Annotated in this window: 26 protein-coding genes; 13 read left to right on the forward strand and 13 right to left on the reverse strand. The window is 35.8% G+C overall.

What is annotated here, in order from left to right; translation table 11 throughout:
• Positions 1-132: 132 nt before the first annotated feature.
• Complete coding sequence (gene mnmE / locus PUH65_RS13425) at positions 133-1,671, reverse strand: tRNA uridine-5-carboxymethylaminomethyl(34) synthesis GTPase MnmE (protein WP_305520711.1); 1,539 nt, start codon at positions 1,669-1,671, stop codon at positions 133-135.
• Between the two features lie 279 nt (positions 1,672-1,950).
• Between mnmE and PUH65_RS13430 the strand changes: the two genes are divergently transcribed.
• The 4 genes from PUH65_RS13430 (at position 1,951) to PUH65_RS13445 (ending at position 6,244) form a co-directional block, all read left to right on the forward strand.
• Positions 1,951-3,516, forward strand: a complete 1,566-nt coding sequence (locus PUH65_RS13430) for an ATP-dependent endonuclease (protein ID WP_305520712.1) — start codon at positions 1,951-1,953, stop codon at positions 3,514-3,516.
• On the forward strand, positions 3,498-4,523 hold the full coding sequence (locus PUH65_RS13435; RefSeq protein WP_305520713.1) for a DNA helicase UvrD: 1,026 nt from the start codon (positions 3,498-3,500) through the stop codon (positions 4,521-4,523). The genes PUH65_RS13430 and PUH65_RS13435 overlap by 19 nt, the downstream gene beginning before the upstream one ends.
• A 74-nt stretch (positions 4,524-4,597) precedes the next feature.
• A complete protein-coding gene (locus tag PUH65_RS13440) occupies positions 4,598-5,572 on the forward strand; it encodes an NAD(P)H-quinone oxidoreductase (protein ID WP_305520714.1) in 975 nt (324 codons plus the stop codon).
• A 159-nt stretch (positions 5,573-5,731) separates the two neighbouring features.
• Positions 5,732-6,244: a MepB family protein gene (locus PUH65_RS13445; RefSeq protein ID WP_305520715.1), complete on the forward strand. Its 513-nt coding sequence runs from the start codon at positions 5,732-5,734 to the stop codon at positions 6,242-6,244.
• Positions 6,245-6,254: 10 nt separating this feature from the next.
• On the opposite strand, the gene PUH65_RS13450 is transcribed toward PUH65_RS13445, so the two are convergent.
• On the reverse strand, positions 6,255-6,425 hold the full coding sequence (locus tag PUH65_RS13450; RefSeq protein ID WP_305520716.1) for a hypothetical protein: 171 nt from the start codon (positions 6,423-6,425) through the stop codon (positions 6,255-6,257).
• A gap of 192 nt (positions 6,426-6,617) precedes the next feature.
• Between PUH65_RS13450 and PUH65_RS13455 the strand changes: the two genes are divergently transcribed.
• From PUH65_RS13455 to PUH65_RS13465, 3 genes are all read left to right on the forward strand, one after another.
• Positions 6,618-7,598, forward strand: coding sequence for a dipeptidase (locus PUH65_RS13455; protein WP_305520717.1), 981 nt, complete (start codon positions 6,618-6,620; stop codon positions 7,596-7,598).
• Positions 7,599-7,635: 37 nt separating this feature from the next.
• Positions 7,636-8,127: a nucleoside deaminase gene (locus tag PUH65_RS13460; RefSeq protein ID WP_305520718.1), complete on the forward strand. Its 492-nt coding sequence runs from the start codon at positions 7,636-7,638 to the stop codon at positions 8,125-8,127.
• A gap of 150 nt (positions 8,128-8,277) precedes the next feature.
• Positions 8,278-8,718: a phage tail protein gene (locus tag PUH65_RS13465; protein WP_305520719.1), complete on the forward strand. Its 441-nt coding sequence runs from the start codon at positions 8,278-8,280 to the stop codon at positions 8,716-8,718.
• A gap of 49 nt (positions 8,719-8,767) precedes the next feature.
• On the opposite strand, the gene PUH65_RS13470 is transcribed toward PUH65_RS13465, so the two are convergent.
• The 3 genes from PUH65_RS13470 to gyrA all read right to left on the reverse strand — a co-directional run bounded on the left by PUH65_RS13470 (position 8,768) and on the right by gyrA (position 14,722).
• Positions 8,768-10,540: an aminopeptidase P family protein gene (locus tag PUH65_RS13470; RefSeq protein ID WP_305520720.1), complete on the reverse strand. Its 1,773-nt coding sequence runs from the start codon at positions 10,538-10,540 to the stop codon at positions 8,768-8,770.
• A gap of 153 nt (positions 10,541-10,693) precedes the next feature.
• Positions 10,694-12,082 carry a M48 family metallopeptidase gene (locus tag PUH65_RS13475; RefSeq protein WP_305520721.1) on the reverse strand — a complete coding sequence of 463 codons (1,389 nt, stop codon included), beginning with the start codon at positions 12,080-12,082 and terminating at the stop codon, positions 10,694-10,696.
• 30 nt (positions 12,083-12,112) lie between these two features.
• A complete protein-coding gene (gyrA, locus tag PUH65_RS13480; RefSeq protein ID WP_305520722.1) occupies positions 12,113-14,722 on the reverse strand; it encodes a DNA gyrase subunit A in 2,610 nt (869 codons plus the stop codon).
• A gap of 149 nt (positions 14,723-14,871) precedes the next feature.
• Here gyrA and PUH65_RS13485 point away from each other — a divergent pair, with 149 nt between their 5' ends.
• On the forward strand, positions 14,872-15,186 hold the full coding sequence (locus tag PUH65_RS13485) for a DUF4286 family protein (RefSeq protein WP_305520723.1): 315 nt from the start codon (positions 14,872-14,874) through the stop codon (positions 15,184-15,186).
• A 3-nt stretch (positions 15,187-15,189) separates the two neighbouring features.
• Here the strand turns inward: PUH65_RS13485 and PUH65_RS13490 are convergent, their stop codons facing one another.
• Complete coding sequence (locus PUH65_RS13490) at positions 15,190-16,224, reverse strand: acyl-CoA reductase (protein ID WP_305520724.1); 1,035 nt, start codon at positions 16,222-16,224, stop codon at positions 15,190-15,192.
• A gap of 123 nt (positions 16,225-16,347) precedes the next feature.
• A complete protein-coding gene (locus tag PUH65_RS13495; protein ID WP_305520725.1) occupies positions 16,348-16,905 on the reverse strand; it encodes a thermonuclease family protein in 558 nt (185 codons plus the stop codon).
• 108 nt (positions 16,906-17,013) lie between these two features.
• Here PUH65_RS13495 and PUH65_RS13500 point away from each other — a divergent pair, with 108 nt between their 5' ends.
• From PUH65_RS13500 to PUH65_RS13515, 4 genes are all read left to right on the forward strand, one after another.
• Entirely contained in the window at positions 17,014-17,817 is an 804-nt protein-coding gene (locus PUH65_RS13500) for a hypothetical protein (protein WP_305520726.1), read from the forward strand.
• A 90-nt stretch (positions 17,818-17,907) separates the two neighbouring features.
• Positions 17,908-18,360: a DUF5675 family protein gene (locus tag PUH65_RS13505; protein WP_305520727.1), complete on the forward strand. Its 453-nt coding sequence runs from the start codon at positions 17,908-17,910 to the stop codon at positions 18,358-18,360.
• A gap of 9 nt (positions 18,361-18,369) precedes the next feature.
• Complete coding sequence (locus PUH65_RS13510) at positions 18,370-18,636, forward strand: hypothetical protein (RefSeq protein WP_290216396.1); 267 nt, start codon at positions 18,370-18,372, stop codon at positions 18,634-18,636.
• Positions 18,626-18,889 carry a hypothetical protein gene (locus PUH65_RS13515; protein ID WP_290216398.1) on the forward strand — a complete coding sequence of 88 codons (264 nt, stop codon included), beginning with the start codon at positions 18,626-18,628 and terminating at the stop codon, positions 18,887-18,889. The genes PUH65_RS13510 and PUH65_RS13515 overlap by 11 nt, the downstream gene beginning before the upstream one ends.
• A 705-nt stretch (positions 18,890-19,594) precedes the next feature.
• Here PUH65_RS13515 and PUH65_RS13520 read toward each other — a convergent pair.
• The 3 genes from PUH65_RS13520 to PUH65_RS13530 all read right to left on the reverse strand — a co-directional run bounded on the left by PUH65_RS13520 (position 19,595) and on the right by PUH65_RS13530 (position 21,456).
• Positions 19,595-19,933, reverse strand: a complete 339-nt coding sequence (locus PUH65_RS13520) for a cyclic-phosphate processing receiver domain-containing protein (RefSeq protein WP_290216400.1) — start codon at positions 19,931-19,933, stop codon at positions 19,595-19,597.
• Positions 19,923-20,405 (reverse strand): hypothetical protein, encoded by a 483-nt coding sequence (locus tag PUH65_RS13525; protein ID WP_290216401.1) that lies wholly within the window; start codon positions 20,403-20,405, stop codon positions 19,923-19,925. The genes PUH65_RS13520 and PUH65_RS13525 overlap by 11 nt, the downstream gene beginning before the upstream one ends.
• 115 nt (positions 20,406-20,520) lie before the next feature.
• Positions 20,521-21,456 (reverse strand): YafY family protein, encoded by a 936-nt coding sequence (locus tag PUH65_RS13530; RefSeq protein WP_305520728.1) that lies wholly within the window; start codon positions 21,454-21,456, stop codon positions 20,521-20,523.
• A 109-nt stretch (positions 21,457-21,565) separates the two neighbouring features.
• Here PUH65_RS13530 and PUH65_RS13535 point away from each other — a divergent pair, with 109 nt between their 5' ends.
• Positions 21,566-21,919 carry a DUF2493 domain-containing protein gene (locus tag PUH65_RS13535; protein WP_305520729.1) on the forward strand — a complete coding sequence of 118 codons (354 nt, stop codon included), beginning with the start codon at positions 21,566-21,568 and terminating at the stop codon, positions 21,917-21,919.
• A 59-nt stretch (positions 21,920-21,978) separates the two neighbouring features.
• On the opposite strand, the gene PUH65_RS13540 is transcribed toward PUH65_RS13535, so the two are convergent.
• Genes PUH65_RS13540 through PUH65_RS13550 form a run of 3 tightly spaced genes read right to left on the reverse strand, consistent with a single transcriptional unit; the run spans position 21,979 to position 23,963 of the window.
• Positions 21,979-23,100, reverse strand: a complete 1,122-nt coding sequence (locus PUH65_RS13540) for a PD-(D/E)XK nuclease family protein (RefSeq protein ID WP_305520730.1) — start codon at positions 23,098-23,100, stop codon at positions 21,979-21,981.
• Positions 23,101-23,123: 23 nt separating this feature from the next.
• A complete protein-coding gene (locus tag PUH65_RS13545) occupies positions 23,124-23,672 on the reverse strand; it encodes a hypothetical protein (RefSeq protein WP_305520731.1) in 549 nt (182 codons plus the stop codon).
• A complete protein-coding gene (locus PUH65_RS13550) occupies positions 23,673-23,963 on the reverse strand; it encodes a hypothetical protein (RefSeq protein WP_305520732.1) in 291 nt (96 codons plus the stop codon).
• Positions 23,964-24,090: the final 127 nt, after the last annotated feature.

Raw genomic sequence — 24,090 nt, forward strand, 5'->3', positions numbered from 1 at the left:
ACTACTTTTGCAGCTCGAGGTGTACATGAGATGTACAAATATAGAAATAAACTCCAACAAGAGAAAATAAAAATGACATAAAGTATTGTAAATCAAACAAAAGAAAGAAAAAGAAACTAAAGAAAAGGTAATTTATTTCCCAATACAAAACTTAGAAAAAATATTCCCCAACACCTCATCATTCGTAAATTCCCCGGAAATTTCTCCCAACTGCTCCAGCGCATTTCTCAACTCATACGCCAACAATTCCGTATGAATCCCAGAACTCACCGCTTCCTCCACCTGAAGAACAGATTGCAGCGATTTCTGCAAGGCGTCAAAATGCCTTTGATTCGTAATAATCACATTGCTTTCCTGATCTTTCAAATTCTCAACGTAATCGATCAAAACCGTTTTCACCGCTTCAATTCCCGTTTGATCTTTCGCGGAAATCCGCAACAATTCATCACAATAATCCGGAAACAATTCCAAGTTTAAAGTGGCGTCAAATTCGTTTGGAACTTCGTCGTTGGTCAAATCTACTTTATTATGAACCAGCACAATTTTCAAATCCTCGCGGTGGAATTCCTTCACAAAAGCAATCACTTCTTCCGTCGTAGAATCTTGTTCATCGTAGAGATACAACAGCACTTTCGCCGAGGCAATTTTCTCCTTCGCTTTCGTTACGCCAATTTTCTCAATAACATCCGTCGTTTCCCGAAGTCCCGCCGTATCCACAAACCGAAAAGCCGTTCCTTTCAAATGAATCACTTCCTCAATCGTATCGCGCGTTGTCCCTGCAATTTCAGAAACAATCGCCCTTTCCTCTTTCAACAAAGCATTCAAAAGCGTCGATTTTCCCGCATTCGGTTTCCCGATGATGGCGACTTCCACTCCATTTTTCAGCGCATTTCCGTATTGAAAACTCTCAATCAAAGAACCCAGTTTATGGCGCAGGTTGAGCAGCAATTTATTCATGGCGGTCCGGTCCGCAAATTCCACATCCTCTTCCCCGAAATCCAGTTCCAGTTCAATCAGCGAGGTAAAATTCAGCAAGTCATTTCTCAGGATCGAAATCTCATTCGTAATTCCCCCTTTCAACTGATTCAATGCCACTTTCCGCGACGCCTCATTTTCCGAAGCAATCAAATCAGCAATCGATTCCGCCTGCGCCAGGTCAATTCTGCCGTTCATAAAAGCACGCATCGTAAATTCCCCGGCTTTCGCCAGTCGTGCTCCATTCTTCACCAAAACTTCCAGAATTTTCTTTGCAATATGCGGCGATCCGTGAAAAGAAATCTCCACCACATCTTCCGTCGTAAAAGTCTTCGGCGCGAGGAATACGGAGACCATAACTTCATCTATCAGTTCTACTGTTTGATAAATAACTGGATCTGAACCTGTGGTTGATGGCTGATGGTTAGGAATTATATATTGATTCGAATCAGCATTTGTTATATTCGTCTCAGGTCTCTCATCTATCACAAAGTCCATTTCATTTCCTCCTACAACTTGATCCTTATAATCCACAATGTACCCATAATGCACCGTGTGAGACGCCACAAGTTCTAAGTTGGTTCCTTTAAAAGTTTTTTGCGCAATCTTCACGGCATCATTCCCAGAAAGGCGAATAATTCCCAAAGCGCCCACTCCATTAGCGGTCGCAATCGCACAGATCGTATCTTGATTCATGCTGCAAAATTACGGAATTATTCCTGTTTTTAGAAGCACCAAGATTTCGCCTCTTTCGAAGACTCGTCCCGTTTTCCGCTATATCTTTTTTTTCCTCCGCAAAATGCCCTTCCAAAAAAAAGGATGCCGCTTCAACCGGGGCTAGAATGAAGAGAGGGATTTCTGTTATAGATTTTAAAAGTTGTTTATATACAAATTTTATAGAAGTGTTTTGTATCTTTGAAAGATAGCCTTATTGTTATAGATATAATATTTAAATTAAAACACCTTAGATGAAAAATGAGTAACATAACTAAACTTCGAGCATTTAATTATAAAAAATTTAAATTTATTGAAATCAACTTTAAACCGAGCAATAATGTTATTGTTGGTGACAATGAATCAGGAAAAAGTTCAATTCTATTAGCAATTGATTTACTTCTTTCTGGTAGCAGAAGTAAAGTTGAATCATTAGGATTGGATACACTTTTTAACAATGACATAATTCAAGATTTTTTCAAAACAAATACCTATGAAACTTTACCCACATTAACCCTTGAATTGTATTTTGATAAAACTGATGATGATCAATTTTATGGTAAAAATAATTCTCTCACAGATAATCATTACGGCATAAGTTTAATTTGTTCACCAATTGAAGAAGTAAGTTTAGACATAGTTTCTGTCTTGAAAAACAATAATTCAAATTTTCCTTTTGAATACTACTCTATTTCTTTTATGAAATTTGGCGGACACCCTTACTTAGGTTTCAGAAAAGAATTTAAACATATTTTACTCGACAATTCTTCGATAAATAATGAATACGCAACTAACTCATATATAAAAACACTTTATAACAGTTCAGTTTCAACATCTGAAAAAAATAAACACTTATTTGAATATAGAAATTATAAATTAAATTTTAGAAAGGAAATTTTAAAAGAATTAAATGATAAAACAGGCAAAGGGAAATATGAATTTTCTATAAAAAATAGCAACAAATCAAATCTAGAATCTGACTTAACAATAACAGAAGATAATATAGATTTACAAAATAGAGGTAAGGGAAGACAGTGCTTTATTAAGACTGAATTTGCACTTCAAAAAAATGATAATGAACTTGATTTTATATTATTAGAAGAACCTGAAAATCACCTTAGTCATCTTCATATGCATAATTTGATCGAAAGGATAAATGAATCTAAGAATAAACAACTTTTTATTGCAACTCACAGTAACATGATTAGTTCGCGTCTAGATTTAAGAAATACAATTTTGCTAAACAGTAATAGTAAAGCATCTATAAACTTATCTAATTTAACACCGGCAACCGCAAAATTTTTTATAAAAGCACCTGATAATAATATTCTTGAATTTATTCTATCAAAAAAAATACTTTTAGTTGAAGGAGATGCAGAGTATATTTTTGCTGCAAAATTCTTTGAGATAATCACTCGTAACAAACCAAATAAAATGGGAGTTCACATAATTTCTGTTGGTGGCACCAGTTTTAAAAGATATATGGAGATTGCAAATCTTCTTGAAATTAAGACCGCTGTTGTAAGAGATAATGACGGAGACCATGAAAATAATTGTATAAAGAATTATGAAAAATATGTGAGCAAATACGTTAAAGTATTTTATGAAATAGACGACGAAATTAAAACTTTTGAAATAGCGTTATATAAATTGAATAAACTTATATGTGATCAGTTATTTTTGCCAAAATTAAAAACGAGATCTGTTCAACAATATATGCTCGATGAAAAGACAGATTGTGCTTATGATATTCTTGACAAAAAGGGAGATGAAATAAAACCTCCTCAATATATAATCGATGCAATTTCATGGTTAATAAAAGATTAATTTTAGCGGTTGCAGGCTCTGGAAAAACTAAATATTTAATAGATAATTTAGATTTGGAACAACGGTTTTTAATTGTTACCTATACCAATACAAGTCTTAATCTTATCAAATCAAGAATATTTAAGAAGTTTGGTTTTTATCCAACAAATATAAAGACAAAGACATATTTTGAATTTATTTATGGTTTTTGTATTAAACCTAGTCTTCTTTTCAAGCACAAACTAAAGGGAATAGATTGGAACAGACCACCGGAATTCACAACATTTTTACCGAAAACAAATCTTAATAAATATTTGACTACTAAAAAATATCTTTATCATAATAGATTAGGACAATTCGCTGAATTTGAGAATATAATTATTGACATTAATAAAAGATTAGAGATGTTTTACGATCATTTTTTTTATGATGAATTTCAAGATTTAGGTGGTCATGACTTTAACTTCATGATGCAAATTGTTCAAGCAAATATTAATTTTCTGTTTGTTGGGGATTTTTTTCAACACACTTACGTTACAAGTTTTGATGGAAGAACTAACAACACATTATATTCTAATCTAAAAGATTATTCCCATAAAATTCATTTTTTTAATATTAGGATAGATGATAAAATACTTTCACACAGTTACCGATGCAGTCCAACAATTTGTAGATTCGTGACACAAAATTTAGGAATCAATATTGAATCTCATCGAAAAGACGAAACTGAAATAATTTTTGTTCAAAACAGAGAGTTTGCGTTGGAAATAATTAATAATTCTAATATTATAAAACTTGTTTATGATAAAAGTGACAAAAGAAATTTTTTATCAAAAAACTGGGGTGATTGTAAGGGTGAAGATGATTACAATGACACTTGTATAATCTTGAATAAAACAACAGCAAGAATATTTGCAAAAAGTAAATTTGAAGATTTAAAACCTAGAACAAAAAATAAACTTTACGTTGCTCTTACAAGAACAAAAGGTAATTGTTATATTATTGATGATGATTTGATAAATAATTAAGTTTTCAGTTTTATTAGAGTTGTCAATTTAAATAAAAGTAAGTCTCAATATTCAAATATTAATTTAGAATTCAAATGAAAGCAATCCATATCACAAAATCCGGTGGACCCGAAGTTTTACAACTACAAGAAACTCCAAAACCAACACCGGCAGAAAACCAGGTTCTAATTAAAGTAAAAGCCGCCGGTGTCAATCGCAGCGATATTATTACGCGAAAAAACACCGACACTTACGGCAAAGGTTCACCAACCATTTTAATTCCCGGCTTAGAAGTTTCTGGTGAAATCACAGAAATCGGTTCAGCCGTAACAGATAAAAAAATCGGCGATAAAGTCTGCGCTCTCATTGCAGACGGCGGTTATGCAGAATATGTGGCAGTCGATAGTTCTCACTGTCTTCAGATCCCGGAAGGAATCAGTTTAACCGACGCTGCGGCAATTCCAGAAACTGTTTTTACGGTGTGGTTCAACGTCTTTCATTTGGGCAAACTTCAACCTGGCGAGAAATTACTCATCCACGGCGGAACCAGCGGCATCGGAACCGTGGGTTTGCAAATGGCAAAAGCGTGGGGCTGCAAAACCTACACCACCGCCGGAAGTGAAGATAAGATTGATTTCCTTAAAAAAATGGGCGTTGATCAAGTTATCAACTACAAAAAAGATGCTTTCGAAGAAGTGCTGAAAGACGAGAAAATTGATGTCATTTTAGATATGGTCGGTGGAGATTACACCCAAAAGAATCTCGAAATCCTGAATAATAAAGGCCGGCTTTGTTCCATTAATGGTATGAAAAGCATGGACGTGAAAATTAATCTGCGCACCATTATGGCCAAGAATCTCACCCTCACCGGAAGTTTTCTAAAACCCCAAACCGCCGAAGTAAAAACCCAGATCGCCAAAGACGTCGAAAAAAACATCTGGCCACTATTTCATTCCAAAAAGATTCATCCAATCATCTACAAAAAATTCCCGCTCGAAGAAGCCGCCGACGCCCACCGATTAATGGAAAGCAGCGAACATATTGGGAAGATTCTACTGACGATGGATTAATGCTAATTTGAGAATGTGCTAATGCGGCAATTTGAGAATTTGAAAATGTGCTAATTTGAAAACGTTCTTTAATTTGACCTAGGAAACGGAGCCGTTAAGAAAATTGGAATTTTATTCGTTAAGAAAAAAGATTGAAGAACAATAAAAATTTAAATAATCTTGGAAAAAAAAGCACTGTCTGAACTCGAATTAATTGATGAATTGGTTTTTAAACCATGTCACTTCAATTTAAAAAACATAGAACCTGAATCAGAAAGCCAGGAATATGCTGCACACACTTTTCAACTCAATGAATATAAAATCCTATTTCGAAAAGCCAAAATCACTCCAACCAAAACAGGACAGTTTGTAACGCTTTGGAAAAGGAATGAGAAAGGGATTACGGAACCTTTTGATATTACAGATGAATTCGACTTTTATCTGATTGCTACCAGAACGCCGAGCAAATTCGGGTTGTTTATATTTTCGAGAAAGATTTTGCACGACAATAAAGTTTTATCAGACGCAACCAGAGATGGAAAACGCGGAATAAGAGTTTATCCAATTTGGGATGAAACCACCAGTAAACAGGCGCAAAAAACCCAAATTTGGCAAACCCAATATTTCATTGATTTATCAGACAATGATCAAATTGATTTGAATCGTGCGAAGAAATTGTTGATGATAGAATAGATCAACTGTTTTATTTAGATGGCGTTCCTACGGAACGCGCAACATTGTTAATTAATAAAGCTTTATAGATATAATTCCTCTGGAATCCTTTGTTCATTAAACCGTTTTCTCGTCCTTTAGACAAGATGAAAACCTTTGCGTGATAAACGTTGTTTCGTGCTTTAGAGAAGATGAAATCCATTGACTCTTTGAGTGAGAATCTTTGTCTCGTCCTTTAGAAGAGAGGAAACCTTCTTGCGGCTTTGCGTGAAAAAAAATTTCGAATCACAAAAAAAACCGATTATTTCAAAAGTGGTATTTTAGTACAATTAAATAATACCAAATTCTTTTCCGAAACCGACGAGAAAGCATATCTAAAAAAATAAAAGACCTTATGAATCAACCCATAATCGATTTACACTGCGATTTACTCAGTTATCTTACCCGACCAAATTCCAGCATTTACAATACCGAAGAGGTCGGTTGTGCAGTTCCCTATTTAAAAGAAGGATATATAAAATTACAAATCATGGCGATTTTTGCACCAGTAGAAAACAAGAATCACGAATTTGGATTAAAGCAAAGTGAGATTTTCAAAAATTTAAATAAGGACGAAAATGAATTATACCGTTTTGAAAAAGAGCATTTAGCCACTTTCGCTACCAACGATAATATTGGAATGCTGGCTTCTGTAGAAAGTGGTTCGGCATTTTGTGATGAGACTATTTCTTTGAAAGAAGGCTTTGAAAACTTAGAAAAAATCATTGAAAACGCAGGTTCGATTCTATATATTGGATTCACGCATCACGCAGAAAACAGATTTGGTGGCGGTAACTCTTCTACTGCCGGCTTAAAAAACGACGGAAAAGCCTTAATCGATTATATGCATACCCGCAACATTGCCATCGATTTTTCGCATACGAGTGATGCTTTGGCGTATGATATTTTGAATTATATTTCAAAAGAAAACATCAACGTTCCCATTATGGCGAGTCATTCTAATTACCGTCCGGTTTATAATCACAAACGCAATTTACCCGATGATGTCGCAAAAGAAATCATCCATCAAAAAGGACTGATCGGATTGAACTTTGTTCGCGCTTTTGTGAATCCAGAAAATGCAAGTGCTTTGGAAGAACACGTCGCACACGGAATTAGTTTGGGCGGTGAAAATGCAATCTGTTACGGTGCTGATTACTTTTACACGAAAGATCATCCCGATAAATCGAGAATCCCGTTTTATTTTAAAGAGCATGATAATGCGGGTTGCTACCTGGAAATAAATAAAGGTTTGGAAAATCAATTTGGCGCTGAACAGAAAAACAAAATAAGTCATCAGAATGCTTTGGGTTTTATTGAAAGGATTTGGAAGTAGTTGATGTGGTGATTTGAAAATTTCAAAATTTGAAACAATGGTTCAACAATTAAAACAAACGGACGAGAAATATTTAAGAAGGTGTTTGGAACTGGCGAACGAATCTGTAGAAGCGGGTGATGAAGCATTCGGTTCTGTTTTGGTGAGTGAAGACGGGAGAATTATTGCAGAAGCGCGAAACCGTGTGAATGAAAAAACGATTCTGGCTCATCCAGAAATCGATTTGGCATATTGGGCTGCAGAGAATTTATCAAAGGAAGAAAGAACTAAAACTACCATGTATACAACAGGTGAACATTGTCCGATGTGCTCAGCGGCGCATGGCTGGGTTGGTTTGGGAACTTTGGTTTATTTGAGTTCGGCAAAACAGTTGGGAGAATGGCAAACGGATTTTAATCTTCCTTCTGCGCCTATTAATTTCCTACCTGTTGAAGATATTATTAAAAATGTAGAAGTTCGTGGTCCGGCAAAAGGTGATTTATTGGGAGAAATTAAAAAGATTCACGAAATCAACTGGTTAAAAAAATAGAGATTCTCTTTCGAATTATAACTGCCTCAAATTATTTAAAGTTTGGGGCATTTTTTATTTTGACTTGCTTCTCTTTAATTCAAGAAAAACGGAATAATCAAAAAACTCACAAAAAACAACTAACTTTATCTTTAACTAAAACAAATAATCATGGCACAACAACTTATTAATCAGTATCATTTTTTGGCCAAATGGGGTGGTAAAAGAGAGGATTTTCTGGAAATTTCAGGATTAGACATTTCAATTGATATCATCCCTATGCGAGAGGGAAATTCGAAGGTTGACAGTCCAATTAAAATTCCGGGTTTAAAAACTTTTCCTGAAATCATTTTTAAAAGAAATATTAACCTGGGCGACAATGACTTTTATGACTGGATTACCACGCGGAATTTTGGCACGGTAGAACGACGAACTATTGAAATTTTTTTACTGGATGAGAATCTTTTGCCTGTTATTACTTGGAGAGCGTTAAACTGTTTTCCGTCCAAATATTACGGTCCTGTTCTTATCAGCAATGATTCGCAGATTGCCACAGAAACGCTATATATCGCTCACGACGGTTTTACAGTGGAACATTCCAGGAAAAAATAACGTCATACCAAATAAAAAAAGTGCAGCGAGAATGCTGCACTTTTAGTTTTTATATCGGCTCAACCAATTCTAAGAACCAGTCTTTGACTTCGCCCTGTAAATCATTTTCCAGTTTTTCTTTACACCAACTGTGGTAATTATTTAACCAGTCTTTTTCTGGCTGCGTTAATAATTCGGTGGCGATTACATTCTTGTCAAACGGACAAATTGTTAATGTTTCAAAATCATAGAATGTTCCGAAATCAGTAGTTTCTAATTCTCTGACCGCGATGAGGTTTTCATGACGGATTCCATAGTGGTAATCGTAGTAAAAACCAGGTTCATTAGACAAAACCATACCCGGAATTAATTCCTGCGGATTCATATCTTTTCTGATGTTCTGCGGACCTTCATGAACATTCATAAAACTACCTACGCCATGTCCGGTTCCGTGGTTGTAATCCTTTCCTTCCTTCCAAAGTGCCATTCTCGCAAACGCATCTAACTGAACGCCACGAGTACCTTTCGGGAATTTTACCATGGACAGTTGAATCAATCCTTTTAAAGCCAAAGTACAGTTTTCTTTGAATTCTGCCGAAGGGGTCCCCAATGCTACCGTTCTAGTGATATCAGTGGTTCCTTCTAAATATTGTCCACCAGAATCTACAAGGATTGTGGCTTCATTAGTAACTTCTTTACTGCCTTCGCTTTTTGCGGAGTAATGCATGATCGCCCCGTTCTCTTTGTAACCCACGATACTGCCGAAACTTTCACCCACAAAATTTTTACCTTCTGCGCGGAAACCTCTTAATTTTTCACCGATAGAAAACTCGGTCATCGGTTCTTTTCCGGCTTGATGAGTAAGCCAGTAAAGGAATTTCACCATGGCTACTCCATCTCGCTGCATCACAGTTCTGAAACCCTGGATTTCAGTTTCGTTTTTAATGGCTTTCATTAAATTTCCCGGAACGGGTGCTTTAATGAAAGTGTTGCTGTCTTTCAACGCTTCGAAAACAGATTGATTTCCATTCGGTGAAATCAATATTTGCTCATTATTAATATTTTTTAATTCATTGTAGAATTCCTCATACGGTAGCATTTTAACTCCGGAATCATCCATTTGTTTTCTGGCTTCAACCTCGAGTTTTTCCAGATCAACAAATAGTTTTGCCTCATTTTTAGTTAAAATAACATAACCTAAAAATACGGGATTTGCTTCTACATCACTTCCTCGTAAATTGAGGGTCCAGGCCACATCATCCAAACTTGAAATAATGTGAGTTGATGCTCCCAATTCTTCCATTTTAGTTCTAATGTCAGCAAGTTTTTGAGTCACCGATTTTCCGGCTCTTTCAACCGGCTGTACAAATACCGGATTTTTCTGTGCGTTGGTATTTCTATCTTTCCAAATTTCTTTTAACAAAGGCAAATCGACCAATTTGTTTCCTTTCGCAGAAAGTTTTTCGGATAACAGTTTCCAGTTCGCGTGGGAAGTTGCGATAGCATTTACGGCCACCGTTCCACCTTCGGTAATTTCTGAATTAATCCAGTCGATATAATTGGGCGTTCCTTCCATTCCATCTTTCATTAAAGCAATTCCGGAATCTTTTAATTCAATGGGCGCCTGTACAAAATATCTTCCGTCGGTCCATAAACCTGCTTTGTCATGGGTAATAACCACGAAGCCAGCCGAACCTGTAAATCCTGAAAGCCATGATCTTTCTTGCCATTCTGCGGGTAAATATTCGCTCATGTGAGGGTCTGCAGAATAAACAATAAAAGCATCTATATTATTTTCTGACATTTTTTGGCGAAGCGCCACTATTTTTTCTGATGAAGTCATGCTATATATATTTGGTTGTGAATTTACGAAGAAATTAAGAGTTTAAAAAAAACTGAATGCTAAAGTTTTACTAAAATACTTTCTACTCCGTAAAAAAAAAAGTATATCGAAAATGAATTCGATATACTTAATTAAATTGAGGTATCTAAAGTTTTATTTTTGAGCAGCTTTCAAAGCGTCTTCTTTTACTTTAAGTTCCTGGTATTTCGCATCATTTTTAGTTGACATGTACAAGCCTTTTAAGAGACTAACCGCATCTAAATTGTTGGAGTCATATTGATACCATTTTTCTGCGTAAGGTAGGGCCGAAGCCAATCTTGCTCTTCTGGCGGCCATGACTTTATTTGCCTCTTCGATTTTCTGTGCTTTTCTAAATGCGTTATAATCATCAATTGCTTTAGCATCGTCACCCATCATTAAAAAAGCAAGATTTTGGTAAGCAGGAACATAATCAGGCTTTACTTCTACCGCTTTCTCAAATGATGATTTAGCATCTTTTGCTAATGCCGGATCATTTTTCTGCATGATTCCTAAGTTAAACCAACTTTCATAATCATTAGGATTTTTCTTCACCTTATCCTGAAGAATTTGGATAAACTCAGCAGATTTTCCTGAATTAAAATAAGAAAGTCCTTTAACATTGGTTAAAACTTCGTCATTTGGGAATTTCTTTAAACCTTCATCAGCAAGTTTAATCGCTTCCTCATAACGTTTTGCTTTATATAAATTATCAGCGTTAGTTAGATACAATTGCTTTTCGATACTTGGTGAAGTTTCAATTTTGAAATCTGTATAATCGGAAGCCGCTCCCATTTTTTGATAAATTTCATAATCTGTTTTTTGCATACTTTCAACCGCGCCTGTTTTCTTGTTTTTAGCGGTGTATGTTTTACCAACGCCAGTATAGCCAGATTGAATTAATTTATTATACATGTTGATGGCTTCGTCCATTTTTTCGCCTTTTGAATAGGCCACTGCAGCATTCAGCAGAAGAGTTTGATCATCCGTTCCAAGTGCTTTTAACAAATTATAGGTTTCCTCAAATTTCTTTCCTGCAACTTCAAAGTTCTTCCCTTCAAATGCATCAAACGCAGATTTATTAGCAGCCTGAAGGACCGGATTAACCGCACCACTTAATTTATTGGTTAGATTCGGTACGAAAGATTCCTCTTTCAAACCTTGTACGCCCGATTCATCAGCCGCAGTTTTACCAACATAGTATACTTTATTTTTTGAAGAATCTTTTCCGACAAATATTTTGTTTTTTGCCAAATCATTGATTTTCGCTAAATAAGATGCACCTTCAGCAGTTTTACCTGATTTTAAAAGGGCCAATCCTTTTGCATAATAATATTGCTCTAGAACAGCAGGCTCCAAAAGATAGGTTTTATTACCCATCGCACTTTCTGCCTGTGCAATTTGTGCATTGGTACCAGAAACATCTCCAGCATCAATTGCCTTAACCGCTGCTGCGATTTCCTTCTTTTGTCCAAATGCGAAGGCAACGGTTAGCATTGCTGCGCTTAAAAATATTTTTTTCATTTTATTTTAATTTAAAATTTGGTTGATTTATTATTCAGCAGACTCGTCTTCAGAATCTGTATTTTCGTCGGTTTGATTCGTGTCAGTTTCAATAGTTAAGTCTGCATCAGCAACTGGAGTTGCTTCCTCGCCTTCTGAACCTTCGATGATTTCACCTTCTTCGATATCCTCTTCTTCCACGATCACCTCTTTGTCCATTTCAACTTTTGCTATGGCAGCGATTTCATCATTCTTTTTCAGGTTGATTACTTTCACTCCTTGTGTATTACGACCCATCACACGCATTTCATCCATTCCCATTCTAATTGCAACACCGGATTTGTTAATGATCATTAAACCATCATCGTCGGTTACCATTTGAATTGCGATAAGATGTCCTGTTTTTTCAGTAATGTTAAGAGTAATAACTCCTTTTCCTCCACGGTTGGTAACTCGGTAATCTTCTACTGCGGTACGTTTACCGTAACCACGTTCAGATACCACTAATACCGTTTCATTCTCCACATCGTTCACAACAATCATTCCAATAACTTCATCACCTTCGTCCAAAGAAATACCACGAACACCGATGGAACCACGTCCAACTGCTCTGGCTTTTTCTTCTGGGAATCGGATACATTTACCGTTTTTGGTTGCAATCATAATTTCAGAATTCCCATCTGTTAATCTCGCCCCTAAAAGTTGATCGTTTTCTCTAATTTCAATGGCATTTACCCCATTTGTTCTCGGTCTTGAATAGGCTTCTAATGAAGTTTTCTTGATAGTTCCGTTTTTGGTAATCATCACAACGTTCATTTTATTAATATATTCCTGATCCTTTAAATCATTGGTTCTGATGTAGGCTTTAATCTTATCATCCGGTTCGATGTTAATTAGATTCTGAACCGCTCTACCTTTGGAAATCTTAGAGCCTTCCGGAATTTCAAATACTCTTAGCCAGAAACATTTTCCTTTTTCGGTGAAGAATAGCATGTACTGGTGATTGGTCGCCGCTACAATATATTCCAGGAAGTCTTCATCTCTGGTTGTTGCTGCACGGTTTCCTACACCACCTCTACTCTGTACTTTGTATTCTGAAAGCGAAGTCCTTTTAATATATCCTGCATGAGAAATGGTAAGCACTACTTTTTCGTCTGGAATTAAATCTTCAATAGACATTTCGCCTCCTGAATAATCAATTTCCGTACGTCTTTCGTCGCCGTATTTTTCTTTCATCTCTAACATTTCGTCTTTAATGATCTGGTATCTTCTTGGTTCATTCGCCAAAATATCTTCCAAGTCATTAATTAACGCCATGATCTCGTCGTATTCCGCACGGATTTTGTCGAGTTCCATTCCTGTTAAACGGGCCAATCTTAAATCTAAGATCGCTTGTGCCTGGATTTCAGAAAGATCAAATTCTTTCATCAAACCTTCTTTCGCCTCGGCTGGATTAGAACTGTGACGGATAATCGCAATTGCTTTATCTAAGTCATCTTGTGTTCCAATCACTTTCATGAAACCTTCGAGAATATGCGCTCTTTCTCTGGCTTTTCTTAAATCGTATTTGGTTCTGCGAACGATTATTTCGTGTCTGTGTTCTACGAAATGCAGAATTAAATCCTTCACATTTAACTGAACCGGACGCCCTTTAACCAAGGCAATATTATTAACACTGAATGAAGTCTGTAATGCAGTATATTTATAAAGCATATTCAAAACTACATTCGGTATCGCGTCATTTTTTAATTCATAAACAATACGCATTCCCTGTCTGTCAGACTCATCACGGATTTCAAAGATTCCCGGGATTTTCTCGTCCTTAACCAGTTCTGCGGTTCTGGCAATCATGTCGGCCTTGTTTACCTGATAAGGAATCTCAGTAACGATGATTGCATTTCTGTTTCCAATTTCTTCGAAACCTACTTTCGCACGAAGAACAACTCTCCCACGTCCAGTATGTAATGCATCACGAACACCGTCATAACCATAAATGATTCCACCCGTTGGGAAATCGGGCGCGATGATGTGTTGCATTAACTCATCAATCGTGATTTCAGGATTATCAATATAGGCACAGATCGCATCAATTGATTCTGACAGGTTATGCGGTGCCATATTGGTCGCCATACCAACTGCAATACCCGAAGTTCCATTCACCAAAAGATTAGGGATTTTCGTTGGCATAACGGTAGGTTCCGTCATTGAATCATCAAAGTTATTCTGAAAATCAACGGTATCTTTATCAAGATCTGCTAAAATTTCATCAGAAATCTTTTTCATTCTTGCTTCCGTATAACGCATTGCTGCGGGCGGATCGCCATCTACAGACCCAAAGTTACCCTGACCGTCTACCAGTTCATAACGCAAACTCCAAGGCTGCGCCATTCTCACCATAGCGTCGTAAACGGAGGTATCACCGTGTGGGTGATACTTACCGAGAACATCTCCTACGATTCTCGCTGATTTTAAATGTTTTCTATTTGAAAAAACGTTGAGTCCGTACATCCCGTAAAGAACTCTTCTGTGAACCGGCTTCAAGCCATCTCTTACATCGGGTAACGCTCTGGAAACAATTACCGACATCGAATAATCGATATAAGAGGATTTCATTTCATCAACAATGTTGATAGGAATTAACCTTTCTCCTTCTGTATGCATATATCTTTTTTAATAAAATGAAAATCAAGCAGTTATAATTTCGCCTGATCTTTCTTACTCTTCTAATATTAATAACGTGCTAAATTACGAAAAAATTACCGATTTTTGCGCAAGAAATTCATCAAAGAATAATAAAAAAAGTTAAAAAAATGAGCCTTTTAAGCATCACTTTTCACACCACCGAAAGCATTAGTAAAGAGTGGATTCAATACATGGAAACAGATCTTCATCAAATGGTTGAAAATCTAATTGATGTAGAAAAATACATCATGTCTGAAGTGGAAACCGAAATGATCAGTGAAGGTCAAAATACCAATCTCCTTTTGATTTTTGACAATGAGGAAAAACGCCAGGATTTTGTAGAAATTGAATTAAGCAATATCACCGACCGAATCCTAAAAGAATTCGGTCAAAATGTGATGATATTTAAAACGTATTTAAATCCGAAAAAATCGAGATTTTAATTTTTAGAGGACTTCTAAAAACTTCATCGTATCCACCTTATCAGCATAAGTATCCAAACTTGGATTTTGTGTTTCACCAAAGTTGATGGAGTCGAATCCTAATTCTGCTTTTGCCACGATTGTCTGAATGTTTTTGTCATTTTCATTAATGAAACTTCGCACTTCTTCAAGATCATTATAACGAGTGAAATTCAATACAGAAAGTGGCGAGAACAAGGCTTCATCTTCCTTAAGCATTACAAAGTTATTGTCCCAAAACTGGTCGGCATTTAATAAATAAATTGCACGGTTATATTCGTAATTGTTCGCGTATTTGTGATGATTAATGACGTTTTTAAAATTCAGGAAACTTTCAAATATTTTATCAATTAAAAAATCTTGAGGAATAAAAAGTCGGGTTACATTTCGACAACCCAATCCAAAATAACGGAAAATATCTTCGGCTAATAACTCTAATTCTTCTATAGTTTCATCGCCTTTCACCACAGCGACTGACGTTCTGTTTTTGCGGATAATGCTTAGTGAATCTTTAAAATAATATTCTAAGTATCTCGCCGTATTATTACTTCCTGTAGCAATTACCGCATCAAAATCCTTTAAACGCTCTGTAAATTCATAAATAATATTTCCGCCGGAGAACTCATTCCATTTACTCAATAAAAAAGGCAGCATTGTTTTGTCTTTTGAGGACATTTTAATCACCGGAATATGCTGGCTTAGAATCACAGAAATCACATCGTGAAATCCTACCAAGGGAATATTTCCTGCTAAAATTAATCCTACTCTTTTTGGAGATCTGGAAGTTTGATATTCAGAAAGCCATTTTTTTATATTGTTTTCATTTAATAAATCCGCCCATTGATTTAAAGCAATTTTTTGGTTTTCGGGCGTGAACCATGAATTTTCATTTTCCGATTTTTGCAAAACACCAGCAAATATTTCGTCATCTTCATTAAAATTCTCAGGTCTTTTTTCTAAAAACTCTTTAATATATGCGCTAAGTTTGCAAAGTCCTGAAATTTGCTTTTCTATATTCATTGTATGGGAAATTGAGGTATTTTTAGTAATTTTGTACAAAATAAAACAATTCTCGGTAAACTACCTAAATTACTGGGTTCACTTACTTTTTTATTTTGCTTAGTACAACATGAGTACAACTTTTTAAAATGTTTTATTAAAGCTGTAGATTCCTGCGTCATTTCTTCTCGCTAAAGTACTCAATTCCTGAAAGTAATGCAAACTAAAGCAATAGTATGAACTGCTGGGTTTTGCCCACCCGTTTTTTATTAATAATTCATTCAAACATTCGCCCGAAGGTAGAATGATATAGCCTAATTGGCGCTTCCAAAAGTCCAACTGATTTTCCTTTTCTGTTAAGATTGTTACCCTGGTTGCCGGAGGTGCTACTTGCAGCAGATAATCTAAACTCATCCGACCATATTGAAGTAATAGGCTCGCAGGAATATGACTCTTGGCTTCATCTTCACGGATCTTTCTGTTCCGGTGTATTTCGGGCGCATCGAGGCCGTACAATCTTATTTCTTTTTGGTATTGACCAAATTCTTCTTTTACAATTAAACTGTCACCGTCCAGCACTCTTTCGATGAGCCAGAAAGTTTCTGTTCTTATGTTGGGGATTCTAAAATATTTCGCAGAAGGATGTTCGGCGGTACTACTCTCAGTTTCTGTTCCATTTGGTGTATTTGCGTTGTATTTCATTGGTTTACAGTATTTTATCTATTGTTTTTATAAAGACAATGATTGAAATTTGTAATAGTCTAGACAACAGTGTTATACTATCTTTTCTCAATTTAAAAACTTAAAACAATGGCAAGACAAAAAGGTCTTATGAAATACGTTGGCACAATTGGCGACGTGAGACACTTCAAAATTAAAGGTCAGCGAGGATTTTTCGCTGGAATGGTAGGTGGTCCTACTGCGCAGCAGGTTAAAACTGCACCAGAGTTCGAAAGAACCCGTGAAAACATGAATGAGTTCGGAGGCAGTGCAAAAGCAGGAAAATCTCTTAGAACGGCTCTTTCCTCACTAATGGGAACGTTTACGGATCCGCAGGTTACCGGAAGATTAACTTCAGTAATGAAGAAAATCAATCTGGAAGATGGAACTGAAGCCCGAGGTTACCGTAAGATTGAAATTTCTTCGCAAAGAAAATACCTTGAAGGATTCGAGTTCGATAAAAACATTTCCATCAATGGTGTTTTTAACGCGCCTTACGACGTTAATCATACCGTAGATAGAAATGAGGGCGATTTGATTCTTCCTGCATTTAATCCCGTTGAAATGATTTCTGCTCCCGGAGGGGCAACTCACTTCCGCATTCTGCATGCATTGGCAGTCCTGTCTGATTTTTCATACAATCCAACTACCGGAACTTATGATCCGGATGACAACGTGAATAATGAATTGAGTTATATTGCTTACTCAACATACATTCCCATGAATGCATCTTATGCCGGAGCAACAATCAATGCAGCACTTCCTGGTGTTCCCGTACTAGGTGCTGACGTTTCAGTAGTTCAGTGTATTGGCATCGAGTTTTATCAGGAAGTCAACGGCCAATATTATCCGTTTGCCAGTGGAAACTGTTTGCGTATCGAAGAAGTATTTTAATAATAAATCTTTCAAAGCCTTCTTCAAAAGAGAAGGCTTTTTTGATTGAATCAATTTAAATAGTGTACTCAACATTTTAAATACAACACAATGAGAACAAAAATAATTAGAGTTGCCGAAGGCAAAAACAGCACTCTTTCCCATTTATATATCGATGGTATTTTCCAGTGTTTTTTATTGGAGGATAAAATCCGACAAGTAAAAATCATGAAACAAACTGCTATTCCTATTGGATCATTTGCTTTAAAGGTTAATACGGTTGGCGGAATGAACACCAAATATTCACAAAAATTTGGCACCAATCATAAAGGCATGATTGAGATTGCCGGACTTCCCACTTTCAGCGCAGTTTACATTCATATCGGAAATGTAATCAGCGAAACCGCAGGTTGTCCACTTTGCGGTCTTTCCTGGATTAAAAAAGATGGCGATTTTCAGGTATTGCAAAGCACTGATGCTTACAAAATGATTTATCCAAAACTTTTATCCATTACAAAAAGCAAGGATTCTGGTATTGTGATTGAAAATATTTTCCAATTTTAAAAACATGAAATGATGGAAAATGAAATTACAGTAAGCATCTTCTTTGGCTTTACAAGTAGTGTTCTTTTGGCAGTTGTTGCTTTTTTTATACGGCAGCTTCACAATGATTTCCGAAAGATGGGAGAAAATCTGACAGAAGTCAAAACTACTGCCCTACTGATCAAATCAGAGTTTAAGAATGGTCATGAACTTCTAAATCAAAAAGTCGAATATTTAGAACAAAGGATTAACAAAATTGAATTTACACAAATTAAAAATCAAGACTATGAAAAATAGAAATCTAAATCTAGTCAGAAGAATGCAAGCACCTACACCAAAATGGTTTAGGATTATGCGAAATCTGGGTCTTACCCTCTCTGCCGTTGGTGGTGCTCTGATTGCTTCTCCAGTTTCTTTACCTGCAGGAATTATTTCTATAGGCGGCTATTTGTTTTTGGGTGGAACCATCATCGGTGCGGTCAGTCAGACCGCTGTCAGTTCAGAAGAATACGGAAAAAACGTTTCCAAACCTGGCGAAAACTTCAAATAAAACACACCTGATAGGCTGGTTAAAGACTGTTTGTGTAATTTGGTTATTTGTGAGAACCTGTCTTTTAGGCAGGTTTTTCTGTGTTTTGCTTTATGTTGCTTCGGTCTGTTTAATTAGGTGGAATATATAGCCTTTAAGGGTCGGTTGAACAGCCTTTAAGTAGGAGACATAAATTAAAAATTTACATTTAGAAATTGGATTTACCAAACTGATTGGAATTCCAGACTGTACTTTCTTAAAGCTAAACTTTGGATTTGGTAACGATCTTTCGTTGAAAATTTTTCAAAAGAAAAAAGGAAAAAAAAGAAAGTGCAATACCCTTCTGGAAGGAAAATGCGATGCAATATTTTTTTGCAAAAAATATAGACGTAGTATTTTAGACGGCTATATTTTTTGCAAAAAACCCGCCAGGGCTTGATATTGACAGCACATTTTCCTGACGGTATACCTTTACTTTCTTTTTTTTATTTTTTTCGATGGTCGGGTCTTCCGATTGATAACCGGCGAGATTGTTTTTTTTTAACCTGTTTTATTTCGAAGACGATAATTCAAAGCGGTGGCAAGCGTTGGGAAAGGCAGCTGTATGACGGTACACCGGAACTAAAATTCAATAACGCAATCCCGATGTACCGGCATTCTGCTGCGCGCGGTGATCCTTCGGCGGGCTCAGGACAGGCTCAGTGACTGTACGGCTCCACCGGACAGTTACTGGAGGAACATGGGAAAGCGATGGATATGAACAAAAAATTTTAACTTATTAAAGTTACTAAGTAATTTTTCGATGTTTTCTTTACCGACCGGATTCTGACTGTGAACCGTAAAATTAATTGTATTTATCTTATTATCGAGGCAGTAGTCAACCAAAAACTTTGCACAATCGTAACCTGTTTTTCCCAAACCCCAATCGTGATCGAAACTTATAAAAGCTGGAAGGCCGTGAGCATTGACAAATAACACAAATTCATCATAATCATAAACTCGATGAAAATTTTTTGGAGTGGAACGCATATCATCCAGATAAAGTTTTATTGATTTATTCTGCATTTATAATTTTAGAAGGGTTAAGGTCTGTTTTATCTTTAAAAAATTGATGACGCACAATTATTTCAATCCACACATCATCAATTGCCAAAATTTCTTCAAATGAGAGACCACTATGGTCTATCAGGCAGTGCATGAGATAGCCGAAATGAAAGATTTTCAACTGTTCGAATCCCATCCAACCATGTATAAACCAATCCATATAAAAAAACTCTGGATCATTGGGTGAAAGGGAATAAATATTTGATTGACAAAAGGGATCTCCTACTTCTATACGCCTCGATTGGCAAAACTCTTCGTCATAACTAAAAACAGAAAAATGAGTTTCGTACTCGTAGTCATCCATTAAATCGTTCTTCACCTGTAAATCAAGTACATCACAAAGTTTGATCAAATATTTCCTTGCCCTGATTTCTTCTGCTCTGATTTTATCATTAATTAAAGAAAATTTTTTAATCTGCTCTTCTGTCATCATATCTGTAATTTTTAATAGTTAGAAGCAAAAATAGCGCTCAAGGACGACAAAATATGACGCAGACTGATATGGTTTATAAAAATTGAAGAAAACGGTGTGTAATGGATGCCGGAGATTACTTCTTGTTATAAATGGACAACGTGGTCATTAATTTTTGCTGAATAATTACACGCAGTGATTGAGGTTCTAAGACTTCAACATATTCGCCATAAGAAAGGATTTCCATGATGAACTCCCAATTAGGTTTCAAACTAACTTTTACCACTATTTCATCTGGGGTATCTTTTACAATTTCTTGAGAAGCATGGAGTGGCATTGATTTGATATATTCGCCCTGATTAGGTATATCGACGGTATCTGTGGGACTTTTACGGAAAGACAGCGTCACCACCTGAACTGTAAAATCGGCCGATGAACCGATAATACCAAATACCTCTTTGAACTGCTCTTTGGGGTCGATGGATTGTGGGTATTGAAACTTAACTCCTGTTTCCAGCAAGTTGTTTATTCGGTCTAACCCAAAAACACGAAAATCTTTCACCTTCAAATCATACGAAAAAACATACCATCTCCGGCGAAATTCTTTGAGTAGATAAGGTTCCAGCACCCTTATTTCAGGTTTCTCAGACCAAAACTTCTGGTAGGTAACTTGAATTTGTTTTCGGTCTTTTATTGAAACAAGGAGGTCTGCCATATATCCTGTTCCCTCAGGTTTTCGTGTATCAAATTGAACATAATCCGAGAATTCCTGATGGGCTTTCAGGGCCTGAAAGACATCAAACGCTTCAAAAAGCCGTTCGGAATATTGATCATCCTCTGCGGAGTAAATCTCATATCGTTTTGTCGACTTATTGTAGGAAATATCGATGCTGTACAACTGCGATATATCTCGAATATCGCGCTGGAAAGTTCGTATTGAAATATCATAATTACCCCCAATAATGTCAGATTCTATATTCAGTTTGGCTTTGAGTTCCTCAAATGTAAAGGGTTTCATCCGTAATTTCTGAATGATGATACGGTGACGGGTAAAAGTTTCAAGTAATGACATTCGCGGAACTGTTTTATTGGAGAAAAAAATATTTTTAAAAATAGCAATAATTTTTGTAACGACATTCTTTGACGCGCCCCAATGGTAGTTTTGACTAAAATTAAATGTTATGCTAAATATTGCTATTGTTGGCGGCCGCGATTTCAACGATTATGAATTGATGAAAAACGTTTTAAATGAGTATATTGATAATAAAACATTTATCAATGCTATTGTTTCGGGGGGTGCAGCCGGAACGGATACTCTCGCTGAGAAATATGCTGCCGAAATGGAAATTGAACTGATTGTTTACCGGCCGGATTACAAAAAATACGGTAGGTCTGCGGCATTGCTGAGAAATACGGAAATCGTTGAAAAGTCCGATATTGTATTTGCTTTTTGGGATGGTAAATCCCGGGGTACTATGGACAGCATTAATAAAGCTAAAAAAATGCATCGTAAACTGTTTGTTGTTGAATATTAAATGCCAGTTTATATAAACGGAATGCAGTGCGCATTCCGTTTTTTTTAAGAAAGTTATTTTTATTGTGAAACCGCTTCTGAATTTGCAGGTATGATTACATTAATCACTTTGACAATCTCGTTCTCGAAGAATGTAAGGGTATTTGCAAGTTCCTCAGGAAACAATTTATTATCAGTTAAAACAGGTAATGTTTTCCAGAACGCAGCAATTTGGTCATTAACAATGTCCATTTTGAAAGAATTTGAAAAATTTTGCCGCTCTTCAACATCAAATACCCTAAAACTTATTACGGGTAACTTATTGTTTTTAAATCTAAATTTAAATTCCCTGTTATTATGAAAACCCGTTCCCAATATTGCAGGAAAATCTTTAAATTCGATTATTTCAAAATTAAGTAGAGGATATGCTGAAGTTAACTTTTTAACTAAATCCAATAACAAATTTCTTTTTAATTCAGTACTTACCGCTTCGAAATTTTTATATATTTCAAAAGATGCTTCGAAGTTATCGGTAATGATATTTTTTATTAATGCTGCCATTTCTTTATTTGTAGTTTGGTTTGTTAGTTTTTTAAGAAGAAAAGTATATTGGTTTAGTATTTCGCGCAGCATAGGCTTATCAAAAGCCCACTTTGCACATTCGGAAATCCATTCTATAATATGATCCTTATAGGAAAGGTTTCTGTAGATTTTTAATTCATCATCCCCAATAGAAATTTGGTCGCTTTCTTTACCGTCTAATGTTAAATAGAACAGTTCAGCATCAGGAAATTGTTTTTTGTAGCGCTTCAGTTGATTCAGTTGTTCAGCCGCGTATATTTTATTTTCAATAAGAATAACATTGCCCTCGAGGTCTTTAATGACAATATCTATCCTGCCTCCTTCGGTTTTATCGGCATTGGTAAAGCCGATATGATCTTCTTTTCTGCAAACTGCATTTTCAAAGTTCATTTTAAAATCTGCGCCTAAAAATTTTTGAACAAAAAGTTCCAGTGGTTTAGTACCTAACCCGTGGGTTCCTCTTGGATGGAGCAGTTCTGCAAGCAGTGCTGAATGAGTGAAAACTTCATCTGATTCCATGCTCATGATTGAAAAAATATTGAACTCTTCGCCTGACATTTTCCGATGTCTGTCGTACATTTCTGTAATTCGTGAAATTTCTTTGATAAAATTATACTTCATAAAAAAAGATTATAGAATTAAAATTAAGATTTAAAATATTGATTTAATATAAAAGCCCTGATTGCGGGCAAGTATTCGCGAAAATTTTCAAGACAATGAGAATCATTAACTTCTAATAGCGTAAAAGATTGTGAAGTATTTTCTTCGAACAATATGCTCTGATTTAAGACTTCATCAGTCCGGCTCGCAATAATCAGAGAATTTTTCGAAGGTACCATTTTTTTTATTTGGGCAGATAAAGTTATAGGAAATAAAATATCAAAATTTTTCTGTTCTATATTTAATAAGGGACTCATTAGTATTAGGATGTCTTCTTCATTCTGGCGGAGCTCCTTTAACTGAAAGGCGAAATTTGCCCCTGTAGAGTCTCCGATGATGATTAGTTCTTCACAATTTTTAAATTGCTTTACGGTATTACTAAGAAGTAGAGAAATAATCGAGTCTTCCTGCCATTCCATTATATTACAATCGTAGATATGTTCAAAATAATTTTTAATCTCTCTGTACTTTGCAGACTGTCGGTTTGAGCCGTAGCCATGGATATAAAGGAGTTTTTTCTTGTCTATGTACATTTACTTTGTAATTGAAAACCCATAATTTACGAAAACAAACCCTTGGCCATTCCTGCTGATATTTGGCTTACTATCTTTTACGATGTGCTTTGTCATTTCCAGTAATTTTTTATCAGAATATTTGTTTATGTCATCAACTTTAAAGATCACACTAAAAGCCTGGACGCCTTCCCAAATCCAACTTTCCCAAGTGGCATCCAGCGAACCAAACTTTATTGTTTCACGAAATAAGACCGTCGTACTGTTATCAACGGGTATTTTACTTTCTGTTTTTAATTTCTGTTTTGTCATATTGTAAATTTATAGCTCTTGGGCGACAATCGATGTCGTTATAAATTTTTTGATCCTAAAGATTTATATTTTTTTTGTCCTTTAACAAGACTCACTATAAATGGCAAAATGGGGGGTAACAACTCGC

It is taken from the genome of Kaistella sp. SH40-3 (assembly GCF_030686865.1).
GTDB lineage: Bacteria > Bacteroidota > Bacteroidia > Flavobacteriales > Weeksellaceae > Kaistella.